Here is a 19161-nt window from a genome sequence, read left to right on the forward strand (position 1 = left end):
TCAATGCACTTCCTTTCGCTTCTTGGCCCATTCCATCATAAGCAGGAGACCGACGGAAAAGGTAACCAGTACCAATGCCACACCATTTGCGGCAGCAACGTTAAAATTCTCAACATCCTGATATACCAGCGTTGTTGCCGTTTGTGTTTTGTTCATAATGTTACCCGATACAACCAGCACCGCACCGAATTCTCCAAGCGAGCGGGCAACCGTCAACACAAGACCGTATACTACCGCCCAACGAATGGAAGGCCAGGTAACACTCCAGAACGTTCTCCAGCCGTATGCACCAAGCGTTGATGCAGCCTCTTCCTGCTGAGATCCCAGCTCCTGCAAAACAGGCATCACCTCTCGGACCATCAGTGGAAAAGTGACAAACAACGTTGCTATGACCATGCCCGGGAAGGCATACACCACATTGAATCCTATCCCTTCAAAAAAAGCGCCCATAATGCTGTTGGGTCCCAGCAGCAATACAATCATCAATCCGCCGATGACTGGGGATACGGCATAGGGCAGATCCACGATGCTGTTCAGCAGCCCTTTTACCCGGTCACTCAGCCATCCGGCGCGGACCAGATAGATAGCCATCATTACGCCAAACAATGTATTTAACAGCGTGACGACAAGTACAACAAGTCCTGTCATCATCAGGGCATGCAGCGCCTCAGGACGCAACAGCCCTTCCAGGAAACCTCCTGCCCCGTCTTCAAATGCACCAATAACAATTCGTCCAAGCGGGATGATCAGCAGTACAATGAACACCGCAAACGTCAGTCCGATTAATAGTCGCCTCATCGTCTTCTCCCCGCATCTGCACCAGATTAATGAGCCAGAGGATCAGGAAAGAGAGTGTTAAGAGCAGTACGGATACCGCAGCGGCACCGGTTGGATTGTCACTTTCGATCTCGCCATATATGAATACGGAAGCCGTCAAAGTTCTTCCCGGGATATTGCCTGCCACCAGCACAACAGCGCCAAATTCGGCCAGTGCTCTGGAGAATGCAAGCATCCCCCACTAATCATGCCCGGAGCCATGGACGGTAGAATGACCTGCCTGAACGTGCGCGCCTTCGATGCTCCCATCGTGTAGGATGCCTCTTCCTCCGAAGGATCGATCTCTTCAAGTAAAGGCTGCACCGCACGGATGACAAAAGGAAACGTAACAAAGGTCATCGCGATCACAATCGCAGGCTGGTGAAACACAATTTCAAACCCCATAGATTCCGCTAGTTTTCCGATGGCACTGACCGGACCTAGGAGCAGCATAATCATCAGTCCACCAACGGCGGTAGGCAATGCAAAAGGAAGATCTACCAGACTGTTAAGGAATGACCTCCCGAAAAAGCGATAACGTGTTAGCACCCAGGCTATCATGGTTCCCAGAATAACATTAATCACCGTTGCGATAACGGCCAGCCGGATCGTTAAGAGCACGGCTTTCCACGCAATAGGGTCCATGATGCTTTGGATAAAGTTGCTCCATCCTTCTGAGAAGGAATTGACGTACACACCGATGATTGGAAGTACAATGAGTACGATAAAATATAACAATACGGTACTACGGAATCCCCAAGTCCATCCCTTATGACGAAGAACGGTATTCATTGCTGCATTCCCTCCCAGCCTCCGGTTCTATGTCCGGTCGGCAGTCTTCCTGCTTCCATACAACCTTTTTCCTAAGTTGGATTTTATTACTTCAACATTATTCCCATTAGTCTACTTGGTTTTTTTGCTTATCTGATACTTTACCAGTTTGCAGTGCTAATCGTCAATGCTTTTATGGAATAAAATTGGGGCAGCCATGTGATGGAATTAATAAAAAATTTCCTGCCCGCTACGCAGCCAGAACAACCTTCCAATCGCTGTTATCCGCAAGCTTCCTGGTTTGTTTGTTATGTAATGGTTAAGGTACAATCTAGAGGACTAATTTGAAGCAAAAGGAGTGGGAGCAATATGTTATATACGAAGAATTTATCGACATCCAGACGGGATGAGATGAAAGATATTACGCGGGAAGTGGAGCAGGTTGTCCGTGAAAGTGGTGTGCAAAATGGAACGGTATTGATTTACTGTCCACATACGACAGCAGGCATTGCAATTAACGAGAATGCTGACCCGGATGTCAAACATGACGTACTGCTTCGTCTGAACGAAGTGTACCCTTGGGAGCATCCCGAATATCGCCATGCTGAGGGGAATACGGCATCTCACTTGAAATCGATCACAACCGGACCATCACAAACGGTGATCATACATGAGGGCAGATTAGTGCTCGGCAGATGGCAGGGCATCTATTTTTGCGAATTTGACGGTCCCCGTCAACGGAAATATTTCCTTAAAATCATGGAAGGATAGTTCATTTACACCCATGTCCAACTATTCTTCATCAAAATAATAAAACAAACAGGCGGTCCATCCTATTTCCGGGATGTAATCCGCCTGTCTTGGTCTTCTTCGCTTAAAAACTTTCGCGAGACAACGTTATAAAGAATTAATGTTATGACAATTCACCGCCCTGAAGTATAGGAGTGCGACAAAAGCGCCTTATTGGACGCCAGGCTGGTGTTGGAGATTTCGACAGAGTACTTTGACATGAGATAACGCAGCCGATTCAATCTCTGAAAAGGTCAAACGATCCTGAATATAGTATGATATGAATCCGTGCATAGACAAAAACAGCGTACGTGGTACACATTGAATATCCTCTTCTGTGCAACCCTCTTCATTCATGTATTGCCGAATAATAGAGGCAAACAATTCGAAGCATCTTCCTTGCTCCGTACGACAATACGATAGCAATTCCTCATCCCGAATCATGAACATGATCTCGTACTGATACGGATTCTCCAAACCAAAACGAATAAACTCCATCATAATATGTTCCACCTTGCTCACGCCGACCACGACTGGCCTGACCATGGCTTGCAGCAGCAGATGCCCCAGATGATTGAAATCTTCAACCACAATGGCATAAAACAGCTCCGCCTTTTCTTTAAAATGATAATACAGCGACCCATGACTATAGCCCAGATGCTGGCCGATGCTTCGCATCGAAATGGCGCGGTATCCTTTGGTAATAAAAAGATGCCTCGCCGCCTCCAGTATCCGCTCCCTCGACAACTCCTGTTCGACTGCTCTTCTAGCCATATATTTTATTCCCCTTCAATAAAATAAAGCCGCTGTCCCTCCGTGATCCGGGATTGCCCTTGCGTCAAATCTGTGATCCAGGCTACAAATGCCTCGGCTTCACTATCCGGCGGAAGACAAGTCAACGTAACCTTATCGGTGAATCCAGTTTCACCTGTACGGACTTCCCGGCTCCTTAATTCATTTTCCACTTTGCCCAGCCATGTGTAATCCAGTTCAACAAAAACTTCACGATGAAGCACTTTGGTAACCGCTTCCCCGCTTCAATGGCTGCAACTGCTCCATCCGTATAAGCGCGAATTAGCCCACCTGCTCCAAGCATGATTCCCCAAAGTAACGTGTAACTACGATAGCCACATTTTTCAATTGCTGATTTTTGATCACTTCAAGAATGGGTTTCCCCGCGGTTCCGCTTGGTTCCCCATCATCGGATTGCTTCTGGATCTCATCCCGCTCACCAATCATGTAAGCCGAGCAGTTATGAGTGGCATTCCAATGTTTTTTCTTGATTTCATCAATAAACGCATTGGCTTCTTCTTCCGTCGTGACCGGCATAATATGACCGATAAATCGCGACTTCTTGATTACAATTTCCAGATTGCCCGGTCCTCGAACCGTGCGATAACGTTCAATCATTCCTATCCAACTTTCCAATTTGATCCATTTTACAAGAAAGCAGTTCCCCGCGCGGACGCGGACGAACTGCCTTGGTTTAACATCCGGGGAACCATTGCTTTGACAAAGACTCCCCGAATGTAATTACATTACCTTATTTAGCTATATGAGCAGACCGATGAATTATTCGGAAAGTCTCGCTTCCAGCGCTGCTTTCTCTTCTTCAAAGCCTGGTTTGCCCAGCAAAGCGAACATATTTTTCTTGTAAGCTTCCACGCCTGGTTGGTCAAATGGATTGACTCCGAGCAGGTAACCACTAATGCCGCATGCTTTTTCAAAGAAGTATACCAGATATCCGAAAGAATATGGAGACATATCTGGAATGTTCACAATCAGATTTGGTACTTGACCATCGGTGTGTGCAAGCAGTGTTCCTTGGAATGCTTTTTTGTTAACAAAGTCCATCGTTTTACCTTCAAGGAAATTCAGACCATCCAGATCATCCGGATCCGCTTCGATCGAGATATGCTCCGATACTTCAGCAACCTGAATGACGGTTTCGAAGATGTTCCGGCTACCCTCTTGAATGAATTGACCCATGGAGTGCAAGTCAGTCGAGAAATCAACGGATGCAGGATAGATCCCTTTATAGTCCTTACCTTCACTCTCTCCAAACAGCTGTTTCCACCATTCGGATACAAAGTGCAGGGATGGCTCGTAGTTCACGAGGATTTCTGTTCCTTTACCTTTGCGGTACAACGCGTTACGAACAGCTGCATATTGATATGCTTCGTTCTCAGCTACGTTCGGGTTGCTGTACTCTTTGGAAGCATCAGCCGCGCCCTGCATCATTTCCTCAATGCTAATGCCAGCTGCTGCGATTGGAAGCAAACCTACAGCCGTCAGAACGGAGTAACGTCCACCTACATCATCCGGGATAATGAAGGATTCATAGCCTTCTTCATTCGCCAGTTTTTTCAGTGCGCCGCGCTCTTTATCTGTTGTTGCATAGATACGTTTGCGAGCTTCTTCTTTACCGTATTTTTTCTCCAATGCTGCACGGAAAATACGGAATGCGATTGCTGGCTCCGTTGTAGTACCGGATTTGGAGATGACGTTAACGGAGAAATCTTTGCCTTCAACCAGATCCAGCAAATGAGTTACATATGTGGAGCTGATATTGTTTCCTGCGAAATAGATTTCAGGCGTTTTGCGTTTTTCTTTAGGCAGGTTGTTGTAGAAAGAGTGTGTCAACATTTCAATCGCTGCACGAGCACCCAGGTATGATCCACCAATACCGATAACAATCAGTACTTCGGAATCGCTTTGGATTTTGGCAGCCGCTTTTTGAATACGGGAGAACTCTTCTTTGTCATAAGCGGTAGGCAGGTCGATCCAGCCCAGATAATCCGATCCTGTACCTGTTCCGTTGTGGAGCTGCTCGTGAGCCAAACGAATCGGTTCAGCGAAATAGTCCACTTCATGCTGATTGACGAATTGCAGAGCTGTGCTGTAGTCAAACTTCACTTTTTTTGCCATGATCTATAAAACCTCCTGATATCGGTAGCGTATTTTTTTCCGTTTTCCATTCGAAACAACTTAGCCTAAGGATACTTCAAATCCACAGGACTGACAAGCTTGCAGCCCGAACTTTGTCGTAAGAGTTTAAGAAGCAAAAAGGGTTAACCGAATCCGCGAGTCGCGGTTCTGGTTACCCTTCTTGTATTATTCCGCCGGGTACGAGCAGCAGTAGTCGGTAACGCTGCGTATCTCCAGTTTAAATTTGGATTCGGCAGGCACGTGAAACGTAGCTTGACCTTGAATCTCTTGCCAATCTGCTTCTCCGGGAAGCAATACTCTCAGATCGCCGGACAGAATCTCCATAATCTCACGGGAATCTGTGCCGAACTCATAATTGCCTGGAAGCATAATGCCCAGAGTCACCTTGCTGCCATCCCCCAAAATAACTGTTCTGCTCGTTACCTGGCCTTCATAATAAATGTTGGCCTCTTTGACTACACTGACTTGATCAAACTGTGACATGCGTACCCGCTCCCCCTGAAGTTAATGAAAACAAAAGGCAAAACAGATCAGGGCGGTTACCCGCCCATTCTCTGCCGGAAATCACTTGCTACTCGGCAGGACAGAAATTAAACTGTCCCTCCTGGCAGCATTTTTCAAAGCTATTACAGCAATGCTTTCACGCGACTAACCACGTTCTCCACAGTGAAACCATACTCTTGGATAACACGGTCGCCAGGCGCGGATGCACCAAATGTGCTGATTCCGAGAATGTCGCCTTGGTCGCCGACATATTTTTCCCAGCCCATTGGATGAGCCATTTCAATCGCCAGACGAGCTTTAACATCCGGAAGCAGGACGGATTCTTTGTATGCTTTGTCCTGTTTCTCGAACAGATCCCAGCTCGGCATGCTGATTACGCGAACTTGGATACCTTGTTCAGCAAGTGCTGCTTGGGCTTTGACAGCCAGTTGCACTTCGGAACCTGTTGCGATGATTTGGGCCACAGCTTTGCCTTCTTTTGCATCAGAGACAACATACGCACCACGTTTCACGTTCTCACGGGAACCTTCAACGGTACCTTCCAGAATCGGCAGGTTTTGACGAGTGAGTACGAGTGCAACCGGATTGCTCTTGTTCTCAAGCGCATAAGCCCATGCTGCAGAAGTTTCATTACCGTCAGCCGGACGAATAACCGTCAGGTTAGGAATGATACGCAGGGATGCCAATTGCTCGATTGGTTCGTGAGTAGGACCGTCTTCACCAACAGCGATACTGTCGTGAGTCAGAACATACGTCACAGGCAGACCCATCAGAGCAGCCAGACGAACAGCTGGACGCAGATAGTCTGTAAATACGAAGAATGTACCTCCGAATACTTTCACACCACTGTGCAGTGCCATACCGTTCATTGCTCCAGCCATACCGAATTCACGGATACCGAAGTAAATGTTGCGACCGGAATAATCTTCTGGTGAGAAGTTCTCCAGATTGTTCAAGTGAGTCATTGTGGAGCTTTCCAGGTCAGCAGATCCGCCTGTCAGTTGTGGCACGTTATGAGCCAAACCGTTCAGCGCATTACCGGATGCTACACGTGTGGATACCGCTTTGTCTGTTGCTGCATATTTAGGCAGATCGCGATCCCAACCTTCTGGAAGGTCGCCATTGATTGCTGTTTCGAATTGAGCTGCCAGCTCAGGGAATGCTTTTTTGTACTCGGCCAATTTCTCGTCCCATGCTTTGTTTGCAGAGATACCACGATCTTTCACTTGTGCAAAGTGTTCGCGAACTTCAGTTGGTACGTGGAAATCTTCCTCGTAAACCCATTTGTAAAATTCTTTAGTCAATTTGGCTTCGTCTGAACCCAGTGGAGATCCGTGAGTACCGCCGTGGCCGCCTTTACCTTGTTTGTTCGGGCTACCATAACCAATAACAGTTTTAACTTCGATCAGTGTAGGACGCAGTGTATCTGCTTGACCTTCTTGGATCGCTTTTTCGATTGCAGGCAGATCGTTACCATCTTCAACGCGCAGCACTTGCCAGCCATAAGCTTCAAAACGCTTCGCAATGCTTTCAGAAGAAGACAGGTTCAATTTACCATCCAATGTGATGTCATTGGAGTCGAACAACATGATCAATTTGCCCAGGTGCAAACGTCCAGCCAGGGAAGCTGATTCATGGGATACGCCTTCCATCAAGTCACCGTCACCACAGATTGCATACGTGTAGTGGTCGATTACGTTGAATTTGTCTTTGTTGTATGTTGCGCCCAGTTGAGCTTCAGCCATAGCCATACCTACAGCCATTGCAATACCTTGACCCAGTGGTCCAGTTGTTGCATCAACACCTGCAGTATGCCCGAATTCCGGGTGACCCGGCGTTTTGCTTCCCCATTGACGGAACTGTTTCAGTTGATCCATAGGCAGGTCATACCCGCTCAGGTGAAGCAAGCTGTACAGCAACATGGAGCCATGTCCTGCGGACAGGACAAAACGGTCCCGGTTAACCCAAGTTGGGTGGTCCGGGTTATGTGTCATCGTTTTTGCAAAAAGTTGGTACCCCATTGGAGCGGAGCCCATAGGCATTCCCGGGTGTCCGGAATTTGCCTTCTCGATTGCATCAATCGCCAGTGTACGTACGGTAGTGATTGACAGATTGTCGATGGTGTTGTTTTCTTCCTTTTGAATCGCTTCGTTCTTGTCAGTCATGGTTTGTCCTCCTCATGTCTTTAGATAAGTCGGGTTGCGCAAGCGAATCCCTCTCATCATACAAGCAAACCGAATTTCACAATAAGTGAATCCGCTTGAGTGTTTCATTTTGACTTATTCACTTTTGTATTGTATCACTTGGCGTGAATGTTTTCCATAACCTTCTTTTAGAAGATCGGGAAAATTCGGTTGTTTGTGACGAGGGATTTGTTTCCAGTTGCGCAAAAAGAGTGTCATACTGAGCATTTCAGTATATCTTCTAGCTCAGCCAGCATCGCAAATCCATCGGATGAAGTATAACCTTTAAGCGGAAAACCATACTCTTTTTAGATATTGAAGTTGATTTTGCATATAATGATCCTTGATCATGATTGGAAAATCGGACTTTGTGCACATCAGGCTATACTTCATATCAAAAGGAGGATTCGCTTATGCTGAATCATTCTGCTAAGTCAACAAAGTCGTCAAAGCACATATTACCCTGGAAAGCCGGGGTTTTAACAGGGATTACATCAGGTTTTGTACTTGGATTCTTTTTAAAGGCCATGCAGACTTACACCGGTGTAAAAGTCTATACCCTGCTGCTGAACATCGATTTTGTTCCCTGGCTCCCGCCAACATTACCTGAATACATCGAATTTGTGCTTCATATTATCGTTTCCATAATCCTCGGCATCTTGTACATATGGTGGATTCAGCGTTCGGGTCATCCAATATCCAAAGGCGTCCTGATTGGCGCACTCTCTTCCCTGCTGTATATTCCGCTCTCCCAGCTGTCGAGTCGTGTGCCTGATCTGTATGATGTAAAAGCGATCCTTTACTGGCTGGCAGGGCATCTGTTATTTGGTGTGGTCGTTGGTTTGTGCGGTTATATATGGCGACACAACCAAAAAGGCAATCCCCCGTTCAGACACGAATAGGGAATCGCCTTTTCTTTTTTAGGAATAGAAGTATATATCTTTCCGAATCAACCTTGCGCAGTATTAAAGCATTAGCTTAAAATACAACGGTTTTATTTTCATGAACCAGTACACGGTCTTCAACATGCCATTTGACGGCACGGGCAAGAACAACACGCTCAATGGTACGTCCAATGCGCTTCAACTCGGTTACATCATCCCCGTGGCTTACACGCTGTACGTCCTGCTCAATAATCGGTCCGCCATCCAGCTCTTCCGTAACATAGTGAGCCGTCGCACCGATAATTTTGACACCGCGGTTGTACGCTTGGGCATACGGTTTACCGCCGACAAAGGCAGGCAAAAACGAGTGATGAATATTAATGATGCGGTTACGGTAATGCTCAATGAACATTGGGGAAATGATCTGCATGTAACGCGCAAGAATGATTACATCGATATCATTACCAATGACGTCAAGTTGGCGCTGTTCCGCTTCCTTCTTCGTATCCGCTGTAACCGGAATATGATGATAAGGAATGCCAAATGATTCTACATAGTCCTTCATATCCAGATGATTGCTCACGACGAGTGCGATGTCTGCATCCAGATCGCCAGCCTGCCATTGCCACAACAGCTCAACCAGACAGTGATCCTCCTTGGATACAAAAATGGCCAGTTTCTTCTTGCGGCTAACCGCGGAAAGACTCCAATCCATTTTGAAACGGCTTGCCACTTCTTCAAAATCTGCTTGCAGCTTGGGCAGGTTCGCCGACAATTGTGGAAGATCGAACTCGATCCGCATAAAAAACATGCCGCCAGCCGGGTCCATGGTGTACTGGTCCGACTGGACAATGTTTGCACCATGCTGGTGCAGGAAATGGGAAACTGCAGCAACAATTCCGGGTCCATCCGGACAGGAAATGAGCATCCGCGCCCGATCGGCGCGGTTTTTAACATCAGGACGTACTTGTTTAGCGTGAATCTCCATCGGGTTATTCTTCCTCCTTCAACTATGCCAGGACCAGCAGTTCTTTTCCTGCAAGCCAGGCAATCAAGCGATGATTCAGTTGTTCTTCATTCAAATGCGGGAACAATTCGGCTTCAGCCACGAGGTCATACAGACGTTCCAACGGTTCACGCGGGTCGGATTTTTTGGCTTTGGCATCATTTTTGAGCAGCGTCCAAACATCCAGAACGTACGAACGGGACTCAATCTCTTTTCCTTTGAAGAAATGATGCAGTTGTTCCACTTCTGTCAGGAACTCGGGGCCAAATCGACCAGCAACATCCCCGCGAAGCAACGCGATTTCCGCTTCATACATTGGACGCTGCGTTTTGGCATCTTTACCAATCCAAGGCGTTTCCAAAATAAACGGACGGCCCTTCAGAGCTTCATGATGCACGATGCGGTTAATTGCCTCAAAACCAATCCAGCCGGAGCCAATCGGTGTATGACGGTCCTTGTGCGCACCCACAGGGTTCTTACTATCATTAATATGCATTACGGCAATGCGGTCAAGCCCTACCGTACGATCAAATTGTTCAAGAACACCGTCCAGGTCATTCACGATATCATAACCCGCATCGTGAATGTGACATGTATCCATACATACAGTAAGGCGTTCATTGTGTGTAACCTTCTCGATGATCTGAGCAATTTCTTCGAAGCTGCGGCCCATTTCAGTTCCTTTGCCGGCCATTGTTTCCAGAGCGATATTCACATCCGTCTCTTTTACACCGTCCAGCACTTCATTCAAGCCTTCAGCAATACGTCCGATGCCGTAGTGTGCATCCTTGTCCGTAAATGCGCCAGGATGCAGCACGATATTTTTGACACCAATCGCATGTGTACGACGGATCTCTTCCTGAAGGAAACTTACGGCCAGCTCATACGTGTTTTCTTTGTATGATCCTAGGTTAATAATGTATGGCGCATGGACAACGATATCTTCCATTCCGCCCTCTTGCATCGCAAGCTTGCCTTCCTCAATAAACATGGACTCAATAGGCTTCCGGCGGGTATTTTGCGGTGCACCCGTATATATCATAAACGAACTGGAACCGTACGAGGACGCTTCCTTCGTTGCACTCAATAATCCCTTGTCCGAAAAGGACACATGGGAGCCGATTTTAAGCATCATTAATCCCCCTTTTTCTGAATTATCCCTTATTCTAACGCGATTATCGAAATAAATCTAGAAATGCGCTATAATTCGGGATATAGGCTATTTTTTACAGCTGTAATTGGAACATGGGTGGGCGGAATCCGTCTTTCCGTGAAAATCAATAATCCGAGGTGACTCCGCAATGATTTTCGGCTCCTACGCTTTGACGTTGACCAGCAGTTCCCCAGCAATTGGTTTATGAACACAATCGCATTCTGGACCGTTCTTTTGCTTGGAAGTATGTGTGTTGGCGGATTTTTTATGATGCGCAAGTTTTTGAAAGTGCTTCCGAAGGCAGACGGGAAGTCCAAACTCGATTGGCAGAACCACTGGGTTGAAACCAGCCGTCATTTATGGACAGATGAAGCAAAAGCTTTTCTCGACCAGCTTGTAGAGCCTGTTCCCGGCCCATTTCGAGATATCGCCAAACATTCCATCGCAGCAGAAATCGGTAAAATTGCGTACGAAAATAATGCACCTGAAGTATCCAGAGATCATTGCATTAAAGGATACATTATAGCCACACCGAAGCGGGATAATAAGTTTCTGGTGAAATTTCTGGAGAAAAACCACATTGACTATTCGCCTTATAAACATCTAATGAATAAATAGAAAATGGAATTCAGCCGAACATGTATTTCGCTTACATATGTGCAAACATGCTCCGTCAGGTAAGTCATCCTCAGCAAGGCAGTGCTTACCATCGGGGCTGTTTGTCGATCCAGTAATACATGTCAGTACAGTCAAAATAACAAGGAGGTCGCCAAGATGAAGATTGCGATTTGTGGAGGTACCGGTTTTGTCGGAGGAGCGCTCGTTGATTACTGGCTTCAGGCAGGCCATCATGTGAAAGTTATTACACGCAAACTGCCGAATTTACATAATCCCAGCCAAAATCTTACCTATATCTCTTGGGAACAGGTGGAGGAGCAGCCTCATTTGCTCGAAGGAATGGATGCCTTGGTGAATCTTGCCGGGGAAACGTTGAATCAACGTTGGACAACCAAGGCGAAACTGGAGATCGTTGAATCCAGAGTGACTACTGTAGCTCGCGTAGCCAAATTGGTAGATTCACTGGAGCACAAACCGGAGGTGGTCGTACAGGCATCTGCCATGGCAATCTATGGCACCTCTCCCACAGAAACATTTGATGAGAACAGCCCACATAAATCGATGAATTTCCCATCCCGTGTCTCTGAACAATGGGAAGTTGCTGCTGATGCCATCAAACATGTGAGACTTGTAAAAATCCGCGTTAGCCTCGTACTTGGTCATAAAAAAGGGGCTTTTCCATTAATGAAACTGCCTTATATGCTTGGTGTTGGGGGCAGGGTGGGAAGTGGCAAACAGTGGACCAGTTGGATTCACATTATGGATATTGTGCGTTTGATTGATTTCACAATCCAAAATAAAGAAATCTCCGGTCCGGTGAACGCCTCTTCGCCCAACCCGGTAACCAACGATGAATTCGGACGCACGGTAGGTAAGGTGTATCATCGTCCACACTGGTTCCCCGTACCCGGAATTCTGATCAAAACACTGGTTGGAGAACTCTCTGTCGTGCTGCTTCAGGGACAGCGGGTTATCCCGCAAAAAGCGTTGGATCACGGATTCCAGTTTACCTTCCCTACATTGACCGAAGCACTGGAAGATCTGAAACACCGGGGTCTATCCGACTGATCGATACGTGTAAACAGACTCAGCCAACGTAAAGGTATCTCCATCTTCCAGTGGATATTCCTTGTACGGAGCAAGGACATTGCCCTTGAGAATGGTTCCATTCACAGAACCCAAATCCTTAATGACATAGCCCGATTTGTTCCGGCTCAATTCCACATGAGCACGGGACACACCGGTTGCTGAATCTACCCACTGGACCATGTCCGCCGATCGGCCAATAACAAACGATGCTCCACAGACATCCATCCGTTCATTTTTGTCCCCTGTTGCTGACCTGCGTTCAAGATAAAAAGAAGGTGCAACTGGACCTGCTCCTGTAATGCTTCCGCCAGCAACACTTTGCAAGTTTACAGTTGCATCAGCCGCCGCATGATGATGGAAGAGCTCCGATGTTGCAGCAGTGGCTTCGATAGCATGCTGAACGAAAGGTTCATCAGAAGCCTCGGATGGTATATGCAGATTTTGAAAGCGAGAATTCCCTGCTACAGGTGACCTGGATTCAAAAGAATGCCCCCGCTCTGATTGAGCACTTTGACTCTGCATATCACCAGACCTCTGTTTACTCGTGTAACCTTGTGCATATGCATTACCTTCTGGTGACATTTCAGATGCGTTCCAACGCCAGCTCTCCTGAAACATCTCTTCTTCGCTTTCCTTTTGTTTATCTTTGCCTCTGCCCAAGCCGAATAAAGCAGATCGCCTATTCGATGAGCCCTCCTGCAATTCGCCATCTGCATATTCTTCATTCGGAATCTTTTTGCGTAGCAGATTGGATTTCGAATTTTCGAATTCCCCTTTAGTCACCCACGCCCAACCCGCGATACCAAGCAACCCAGCACTTAATGCTGCGGATAGAATCATTTGTGTCTGACCCGGTTGTTCCATATAGATGAATCTCCATACCAGCGCCATGGCAATCATACAGCCCAGAAGGATATAAGTCGTTTTGGAGGATGCTTGCTTTTCGTCCTTTTCCATGTCATCGTCCTGTAATGAATCAAATGTTTGGCGCTGTGACGGATTCGTAACACCTTTTGATTGCAATGAAGACTCTATCGGTGAACGTCTGCCGGAAAATCCTGAAAAGTGTTTGTTAGGCGGTTTGTCATCCTCTATAGTAGTTACTCGTGGTTGCTGGAATGATTTCAATTGCTGCTCAGCTTCACTATTTCCATCCGATTGACGATACTGATGATCTTGCCCACTTCTCTTTGAAAACGGCTCATTTCCCCGCTCTGGAATTGCAGAGATTGGCATTCCTAACTCACTGTCAGTTGACCCGGATGACCCACGCGAAGACATAAACGATGCCTGGCCTGAACCACTCTGCTCATCTGCATATAATTCAAGCAAAAGTTCACGCAGCTGTCTGATATCCCATTGTTCACTGTCACATAGCTGGAGGACACGCTGAATCCCTTCGCCTTGGAGTTCCTGAACATGGGCCATTAGCCGGATAACCAGTTCGCGGAATTGCTGAGGGGTCGGATCAACCTCAACCGCATCGACAATCGGGATGTATACCAATCCAAGTTCTCCTATTTCCAGTGAACCATTAATAAATATGTACTCTTCCTGAATCTGTAATTTACGTGAATCCAACATATATTGTCTACATTCCGTAAATGTGTCTGCCAACTGAAACAATAGACCATATAATACGCGCAATTTGATTTTTCCTGCCTTTAACATCTGAGGTAACATCTTATACCCTGAAATGTCATACTGTAACGTTACATTTCGATCCACCTCGCGGATATGAACGGGAAGAAGCCTTGGAATTTGATTGGAAGACAGCATACCCATCTGCACACGGCTCAGTTCGTCCATACGCAGCCCTTCCGCTTTCTCCAAAACCATAAACGATCCGCCGTTTCGAATGAAATCTCTCGTTAATCCATACATGTCAATCCTCTCTTTCCGTTAACAAGCTATAATCCACAATTCCTACATCTTATTAAGACATGTAGAGATAGGCGCTAATGAATCCGGGCAATACAGCCAGCATAAAAGGAAACTTTAATGTCTTTTCCTGATTGACCAGCTTGAGCGAACCGAGCATGAAGAAACCAGCAAGATTTCCTGCCATGGCCCGTACCCGCTTCGCTGAATCCCTGCGGAACAAGAGAATGACTAATCCAATTGCCCCTGCGTACAAAACGGAGTAAATAATAACGTGAACGCCGAAGGCCAGCCCAGTCCAGGCGCCAATGCCTCCAAACAATTTCACATCTCCGGCACCCACTGCACCGATCATATACATTAGGAACAGCACACCGAACCCAACCGCGAACCCGGCTGCTGAGAACAGAACCCCCTCCCATCCTCCCCAGATAATATGGGCAAGTACTCCCATGACAGTCACTGGTAAAGTTAAACGATTTGGAATTTTCATCGAACGAACATCTGTAACAAAAGCTGCAATCACATAAAGACCACAGGCCAGGTAAAACCACTGCACCTCCATCATCTCCTTTAATTATTTTCTGGAAGCTACATTAAACTCAGTAACCGTCTTGGCACCATCCGCTGTCTCCACAACAAACGTCCATGTGCCCTCCGTTGTACGTGTTCCTACAAACCAATTCCACTCGATCACACCATTTTCATCGGCAGTCGCCCATCCAATATGCTTGGCCGAACTTTCTCCGGACTTGTAAAATATCGTCAAGTTCGCTGTAGCTCCGGGCTCCACTTTAACCTTAATCGTCGCATTGTTGCCTATGTATGCCGGATCCGGTTTGGATAAAATGGTTGCAGCTCCTGCGGAATCCGCGTCTCCTCCACTGCTGCTGGAACCTTCTCCGGTATCTCCGATCCATACCCGTTCTGCTGCTGCCGCTTGAATGCGTAAAGATTTTCCTAGGAAGGGGACTTTAACAGGCAATTCATAGCTCAGTTCAAGCCGGAAGTACGGATTCGTTTTATTTTTGAGATCAGGTATGGAAATACCGTTAACATGAACACGTTCAATATCCAGCACAGAAGTATTAATAAATGGCTGAAGTAGCGGTTTAACAGTCGGATCAAGCACGGTCTCAAGTACGGATGTCTTGATCTCCTGTAACGGTTGTTCACCTCTGGCAGCTGCAGCACGCACCCAATCGCTTAGCGGTTCTGGTAGTGAAGAGGCATACTCTTCGGCCCATTCCGTCAGTGACAGCTCAGGTATTTTCCATCCACCCTCCGAGCCTCCACTACCAGCGGAATCAGAGGGCGTGAATACAAGAGAGACCGGATATATTTTAGTGGATAACTGCTTTACCGCTTCTCCTGCCGTGCTCTGCAACGCTGTCGATACTAAAGTCATCTGTACGATATAAATCAGGAACATGACAAAGAACAGAAATACAGGCAAAACCAGTGAGGCTTCCAAAACAATGCTGCCTTGTTCCCTTTTTGGAGAACGCAACTTTTGGAGAAAACGTGTCTGCTTATTCAGGAATTTCAATCTTTCCAGTCTGTTTATTCTTGTTAGTCGTTTGTGCAAAGATGCCAAAACTTTTTCCTGCTGATGCTGCTTATCCATAATCCCTCCACCGAAACGACCCGGATTATTTAATAGGAATAATCGGCCTTCCGATCAATGAAAAATCGCCCATCTTCTACCTGGTCAGCACTACCCATGACAGCACCTATACTTCTGGTGACTCCCGGCAAAAACCACAGCTTGATACTGCTGCGCATGTTTCCCGAGGCATAGGTCTGCTTCTCGTCCGGGTTCACGCCCGTATTTAACCTGATCAAAGCCAACATTCTGGACATTTTGCGTTCATTGTTGCTATGCATTAAAAGGAACAAACGGAGATGATCCCTGTAGGTAAGCTTGACTTTGATATATTTAGACAATTCCACACTACCGTCTTTAGCCAATTTCACCATATCTGCTATAGCGTTTGTAATTCCATATAAAATGGCAGCAGATAGTACAAGAAGCGGATTCCCGAGCTTGCTGTTCTCAATTAATCCTTCTGCTGTTCGAATGGCAAGACGCATACCAAAGATCTCCGCATATGCAGCAGCAATGTTGCCCGAAGGATTATGAAAACCATAGACGATGTATTCCAGTTCCTGATTCTCCAGTTTGAATACTTCACCAGAATCTCCGCTACCTTCAGTCCAGTTGAACAGTTGTCCAAAATCCATTGAATTAAAATACGCCAGTGCATACTCATTCTGGAACAATTCATCGCCAAGGCTATCCAGCAGACCGGACATGCCGCTGAATAAACTGTCCATTCCGTTCATGGCGTTACCACCAGATTCATACGGATCGCCAGCAATCTCTGCCTTTTTGGCTTCCTCCCGGCTCGCTTTGTTAAAAGCGATGTTGGCGTTGTAGTACTCTTCCAGCTGTTTGAAAGCTTCCGTTGATCCGGAGTTCCCCTTTTCAATCTGCGACAAAATCCGTTTAACATCCTTCAACTTCCCTTTGGATTCCTTGTCATTTGCTTTACGCTGGGCATCAGATCCGCGACCGCTCTCCAGCTGCTGTTTACTTTGAAGAATGACATTGGAGGGTCCACTTCTCACGTAAGTGTCCATGTATCGTTCCGTTACCTGACTAGCCTGCCTAACCGCTGGTTTAATGGAAACACCACTCATCACCGTAACAGTGCGAAGCTGCGTATTAAGCTCCATGCTGTCATTTCTGACATTGGTAAAATCCGAATTTTGCGAGCGTATACGTGCGTTTAACTGATCGAACAGCGTGTCAGCTCTTACAAGTTCCGAGGCAAGGGAGCGTGTACTTTTCGCTTCACTACCCGATCCGGTAGACGGAGGGCTCGTCCCAGGCAGCGTTGAGTTGCCAACTTTTTCGTAACTGGCATTCTGTGAACGGTTCTCCCCTTCGGCGATTACCCGCTTCATTTCCTCATTGATCTTGCGAGCTTCTTCAATCTTGACTTGTGCTTCCTCCAATTTCGTCTGGTGAACCTGCATTGCTGGCTGTATGATCATGCTTATGCCTGTCGTCACACTCCCTGCGCCTGTACGATAACGAGCCAGCTCCAGCATATACGATTGCTGGTTGAAGGGCAGTCCTTCATCCATTTGTTTCTTGTTCAGATAATCCGCATATCGTGCTGCTACCTCAGCGGCTGTCTCTGGTGTGTCTCTCAGCATCTCATCGTATATCGCAGAGGAAGGCGGGTTCATGATCAAAGCCGGAAGAGCCTTCAGCTTTTCAGCCGACTCCGTCTGATTGGCTATTGCTTCGTCCAGCAACTCCTCACGTTTGTCATACAGTTTCTGCAATTTTTTGAGCAAATCCACGGTATGAGCAGCTTCTTTCATCTCTTCCGACATTGGCTTAAAACGATTGACTACTTCCAGGGTAAAATCAACTGGCGCTCGATATTTCATATCCTCCTGAATCTGGCGATTGAAAATATCGTACCTGCCCAACTCACGCTCCATGCTCAGTGAAGTCGTATCCCATTGGATATCCAAAATAGGAAATCCATCTTTTACAGCCGAGGGCTTCACACTATCATTCAGCACCTTGGCCATAATGGCCTCACCACTGCTGTCACCGTATCCAAACAGACCATACTCCCGCAGGGACGTGTCATAGGCTGACATCACGGATCTCATCGCCGCATGCGTCATTCGTTCTGCCTGTACTTTGAAAGCAGCAATACGTGCATAATCAATGAAAATGGAAACAAACATAAAAATTCCAGCCAAAATCAAGATCAAGAACACGGTTACAGCTCCTGATTCACCGTCTTTTTTTCTGAACAGCGTTTCCTCCTCCTTTCCTCATTTTTTGGTTTTGCCAAAATGCTGCACAACCTGTCCTGCTTCAGCGGCAGTACTGGCTGTGGCTCCTCCCTTGCCTTTGAATTTGGCTGCATAATAACGGACCAGATCCACCGTTCGGATGAATTCCGTCGGCTCTACAACCGCAGATGATCCCTGTGTTAATACACTGTTACCTGAATCAAATAAAAAAGAAGGCAGCGGTAAGGAAATCACCTGCTCCAGCTTGGTCGTTACTTTTCGCTGGATCAGCGAGTTCTGGTATTCAATCGTTCCATTCATCCCAGAAGGCATGCCTTGTGCCGCTTGGGACAGTTTCTTTTCCGAAAGGCTTCCGCCTTCTCCCGCCGGTACAGCAACAATAACCTCATTGTCCGCTCCGCCCAACCAAACAGTGCTCCGAGCAATCGATCATCGGTCAATCTCCAGTACAAGTTGTCATGTTCCCCAGCCACAACTTCACCCGTCATCGCCTGCTTGTGGCTGTTGTCCCAGCTGTAGGCTGCACGTTCAGAAGCTGCATACGCATGCTGGTTCAGAAATGTCTTCTGATACATGTACATGGAGAAAAATAAAAGCAACACGAGAATAAACAACACGATAGGGAAGACCAGGGAGGCTTCAATGGTGAAGCTCCCTTCTTCCTTTTTCAAT

The 19161-nt window shown here is 46.8% G+C and carries 17 protein-coding genes and 2 pseudogenes; 4 read left to right on the forward strand and 15 right to left on the reverse strand.

Annotated features, from left to right (window positions below):
• The gene (locus tag ACTWJ7_RS27725; protein ID WP_285075120.1) at positions 1–798 is read right to left on the reverse strand and encodes a sulfate ABC transporter permease subunit; all 798 of its coding nucleotides are present in this window, start codon (positions 796–798) and stop codon (positions 1–3) included.
• A 7-nt stretch (positions 799–805) separates the two neighbouring features.
• A pseudogene (cysT, locus tag ACTWJ7_RS27730) lies at positions 806–1608 on the reverse strand (sulfate ABC transporter permease subunit CysT); the annotation flags it as partial.
• Positions 1609–1956: 348 nt separating this feature from the next.
• Between cysT and ACTWJ7_RS27735 the strand changes: the two are divergent.
• Positions 1957–2358, forward strand: coding sequence for a secondary thiamine-phosphate synthase enzyme YjbQ (locus ACTWJ7_RS27735; RefSeq protein ID WP_079350796.1), 402 nt, complete (start codon positions 1957–1959; stop codon positions 2356–2358).
• A 189-nt stretch (positions 2359–2547) separates the two neighbouring features.
• Here the strand turns inward: ACTWJ7_RS27735 and ACTWJ7_RS27740 are convergent, their stop codons facing one another.
• The 5 genes and pseudogenes from ACTWJ7_RS27740 to tkt form a co-directional block, all read right to left on the reverse strand.
• Positions 2548–3150, reverse strand: coding sequence for a TetR/AcrR family transcriptional regulator (locus ACTWJ7_RS27740; protein ID WP_301879599.1), 603 nt, complete (start codon positions 3148–3150; stop codon positions 2548–2550).
• A 5-nt stretch (positions 3151–3155) separates the two neighbouring features.
• Positions 3156–3786 (reverse strand): annotated as a pseudogene (locus ACTWJ7_RS27745) (YigZ family protein).
• 162 nt (positions 3787–3948) lie between these two features.
• On the reverse strand, positions 3949–5304 hold the full coding sequence (locus ACTWJ7_RS27750) for a glucose-6-phosphate isomerase (protein ID WP_079350797.1): 1356 nt from the start codon (positions 5302–5304) through the stop codon (positions 3949–3951).
• A gap of 186 nt (positions 5305–5490) precedes the next feature.
• Positions 5491–5808, reverse strand: coding sequence for a pyrimidine/purine nucleoside phosphorylase (ppnP, locus tag ACTWJ7_RS27755; RefSeq protein ID WP_024629347.1), 318 nt, complete (start codon positions 5806–5808; stop codon positions 5491–5493).
• 143 nt (positions 5809–5951) lie between these two features.
• On the reverse strand, positions 5952–7994 hold the full coding sequence (tkt, locus tag ACTWJ7_RS27760; RefSeq protein WP_285075123.1) for a transketolase: 2043 nt from the start codon (positions 7992–7994) through the stop codon (positions 5952–5954).
• A 431-nt stretch (positions 7995–8425) separates the two neighbouring features.
• Here tkt and ACTWJ7_RS27765 point away from each other — a divergent pair, with 431 nt between their 5' ends.
• A complete protein-coding gene (locus tag ACTWJ7_RS27765; RefSeq protein ID WP_301879600.1) occupies positions 8426–8914 on the forward strand; it encodes a hypothetical protein in 489 nt (162 codons plus the stop codon).
• A gap of 76 nt (positions 8915–8990) precedes the next feature.
• Here the strand turns inward: ACTWJ7_RS27765 and purU are convergent, their stop codons facing one another.
• Together purU and ACTWJ7_RS27775 are read right to left on the reverse strand one after the other, a co-directional pair.
• Positions 8991–9884 (reverse strand): formyltetrahydrofolate deformylase, encoded by an 894-nt coding sequence (purU, locus tag ACTWJ7_RS27770; RefSeq protein WP_024629344.1) that lies wholly within the window; start codon positions 9882–9884, stop codon positions 8991–8993.
• A gap of 22 nt (positions 9885–9906) precedes the next feature.
• The gene (locus ACTWJ7_RS27775; protein ID WP_301879791.1) at positions 9907–11034 is read right to left on the reverse strand and encodes a deoxyribonuclease IV; all 1128 of its coding nucleotides are present in this window, start codon (positions 11032–11034) and stop codon (positions 9907–9909) included.
• 225 nt (positions 11035–11259) lie between these two features.
• Between ACTWJ7_RS27775 and ACTWJ7_RS27780 the strand changes: the two genes are divergently transcribed.
• Both ACTWJ7_RS27780 and ACTWJ7_RS27785 read left to right on the forward strand, forming a co-directional pair.
• Positions 11260–11673 (forward strand): DUF2621 family protein, encoded by a 414-nt coding sequence (locus ACTWJ7_RS27780; RefSeq protein WP_443146055.1) that lies wholly within the window; start codon positions 11260–11262, stop codon positions 11671–11673.
• 156 nt (positions 11674–11829) lie between these two features.
• A complete protein-coding gene (locus tag ACTWJ7_RS27785) occupies positions 11830–12741 on the forward strand; it encodes a TIGR01777 family oxidoreductase (protein ID WP_079350801.1) in 912 nt (303 codons plus the stop codon).
• On the opposite strand, the gene ACTWJ7_RS27790 is transcribed toward ACTWJ7_RS27785, so the two are convergent.
• From ACTWJ7_RS27790 to ACTWJ7_RS27815, 6 genes are read right to left on the reverse strand one after another with little or no spacing between them, the layout of a single operon-like run.
• Positions 12730–14646, reverse strand: coding sequence for a DUF6382 domain-containing protein (locus ACTWJ7_RS27790; RefSeq protein ID WP_301879602.1), 1917 nt, complete (start codon positions 14644–14646; stop codon positions 12730–12732). The genes ACTWJ7_RS27785 and ACTWJ7_RS27790 overlap by 12 nt on opposite strands.
• 52 nt (positions 14647–14698) lie before the next feature.
• On the reverse strand, positions 14699–15208 hold the full coding sequence (locus ACTWJ7_RS27795; protein WP_079350803.1) for an A24 family peptidase: 510 nt from the start codon (positions 15206–15208) through the stop codon (positions 14699–14701).
• A 12-nt stretch (positions 15209–15220) separates the two neighbouring features.
• On the reverse strand, positions 15221–16270 hold the full coding sequence (locus ACTWJ7_RS27800) for a pilus assembly protein (protein WP_301879603.1): 1050 nt from the start codon (positions 16268–16270) through the stop codon (positions 15221–15223).
• A 29-nt stretch (positions 16271–16299) separates the two neighbouring features.
• A complete protein-coding gene (locus ACTWJ7_RS27805; RefSeq protein WP_301879604.1) occupies positions 16300–18450 on the reverse strand; it encodes a hypothetical protein in 2151 nt (716 codons plus the stop codon).
• A gap of 57 nt (positions 18451–18507) precedes the next feature.
• Entirely contained in the window at positions 18508–18789 is a 282-nt protein-coding gene (locus ACTWJ7_RS27810; protein WP_443146056.1) for a hypothetical protein, read from the reverse strand.
• On the reverse strand, positions 18786–19160 hold the full coding sequence (locus ACTWJ7_RS27815) for a TadE/TadG family type IV pilus assembly protein (protein WP_443146057.1): 375 nt from the start codon (positions 19158–19160) through the stop codon (positions 18786–18788). The genes ACTWJ7_RS27810 and ACTWJ7_RS27815 overlap by 4 nt, the downstream gene beginning before the upstream one ends.
• Between the last annotated feature and the right edge of the window lies 1 nt (position 19161).

It is taken from the genome of Paenibacillus sp. 1A_MP2 (genome assembly GCF_052244825.1).
Lineage (GTDB): Bacteria > Bacillota > Bacilli > Paenibacillales > Paenibacillaceae > Paenibacillus > Paenibacillus vandeheii.

Bases quoted from the DNA above. Each gene is read 5' to 3' on its own strand.
- ACTWJ7_RS27725 (WP_285075120.1), bottom strand. From the start codon at position 798: ATGAGGCGACTATTAATCGGACTGACGTTTGCGGTGTTCATTGTACTG.
- ACTWJ7_RS27735 (WP_079350796.1), top strand. From the start codon at position 1,957: ATGTTATATACGAAGAATTTATCGACATCCAGACGGGATGAGATGAAA.
- ACTWJ7_RS27740 (WP_301879599.1), bottom strand. From the start codon at position 3,150: ATGGCTAGAAGAGCAGTCGAACAGGAGTTGTCGAGGGAGCGGATACTG.
- ACTWJ7_RS27750 (WP_079350797.1), bottom strand. From the start codon at position 5,304: ATGGCAAAAAAAGTGAAGTTTGACTACAGCACAGCTCTGCAATTCGTC.
- ppnP (WP_024629347.1), bottom strand. From the start codon at position 5,808: ATGTCACAGTTTGATCAAGTCAGTGTAGTCAAAGAGGCCAACATTTAT.
- tkt (WP_285075123.1), bottom strand. From the start codon at position 7,994: ATGACTGACAAGAACGAAGCGATTCAAAAGGAAGAAAACAACACCATC.
- ACTWJ7_RS27765 (WP_301879600.1), top strand. From the start codon at position 8,426: ATGCTGAATCATTCTGCTAAGTCAACAAAGTCGTCAAAGCACATATTA.
- purU (WP_024629344.1), bottom strand. From the start codon at position 9,884: ATGGAGATTCACGCTAAACAAGTACGTCCTGATGTTAAAAACCGCGCC.
- ACTWJ7_RS27775 (WP_301879791.1), bottom strand. From the start codon at position 11,034: ATGCTTAAAATCGGCTCCCATGTGTCCTTTTCGGACAAGGGATTATTG.
- ACTWJ7_RS27780 (WP_443146055.1), top strand. From the start codon at position 11,260: ATGAACACAATCGCATTCTGGACCGTTCTTTTGCTTGGAAGTATGTGT.
- ACTWJ7_RS27785 (WP_079350801.1), top strand. From the start codon at position 11,830: ATGAAGATTGCGATTTGTGGAGGTACCGGTTTTGTCGGAGGAGCGCTC.
- ACTWJ7_RS27790 (WP_301879602.1), bottom strand. From the start codon at position 14,646: ATGTATGGATTAACGAGAGATTTCATTCGAAACGGCGGATCGTTTATG.
- ACTWJ7_RS27795 (WP_079350803.1), bottom strand. From the start codon at position 15,208: ATGGAGGTGCAGTGGTTTTACCTGGCCTGTGGTCTTTATGTGATTGCA.
- ACTWJ7_RS27800 (WP_301879603.1), bottom strand. From the start codon at position 16,270: ATGGATAAGCAGCATCAGCAGGAAAAAGTTTTGGCATCTTTGCACAAA.
- ACTWJ7_RS27810 (WP_443146056.1), bottom strand. From the start codon at position 18,789: ATGAATGGAACGATTGAATACCAGAACTCGCTGATCCAGCGAAAAGTA.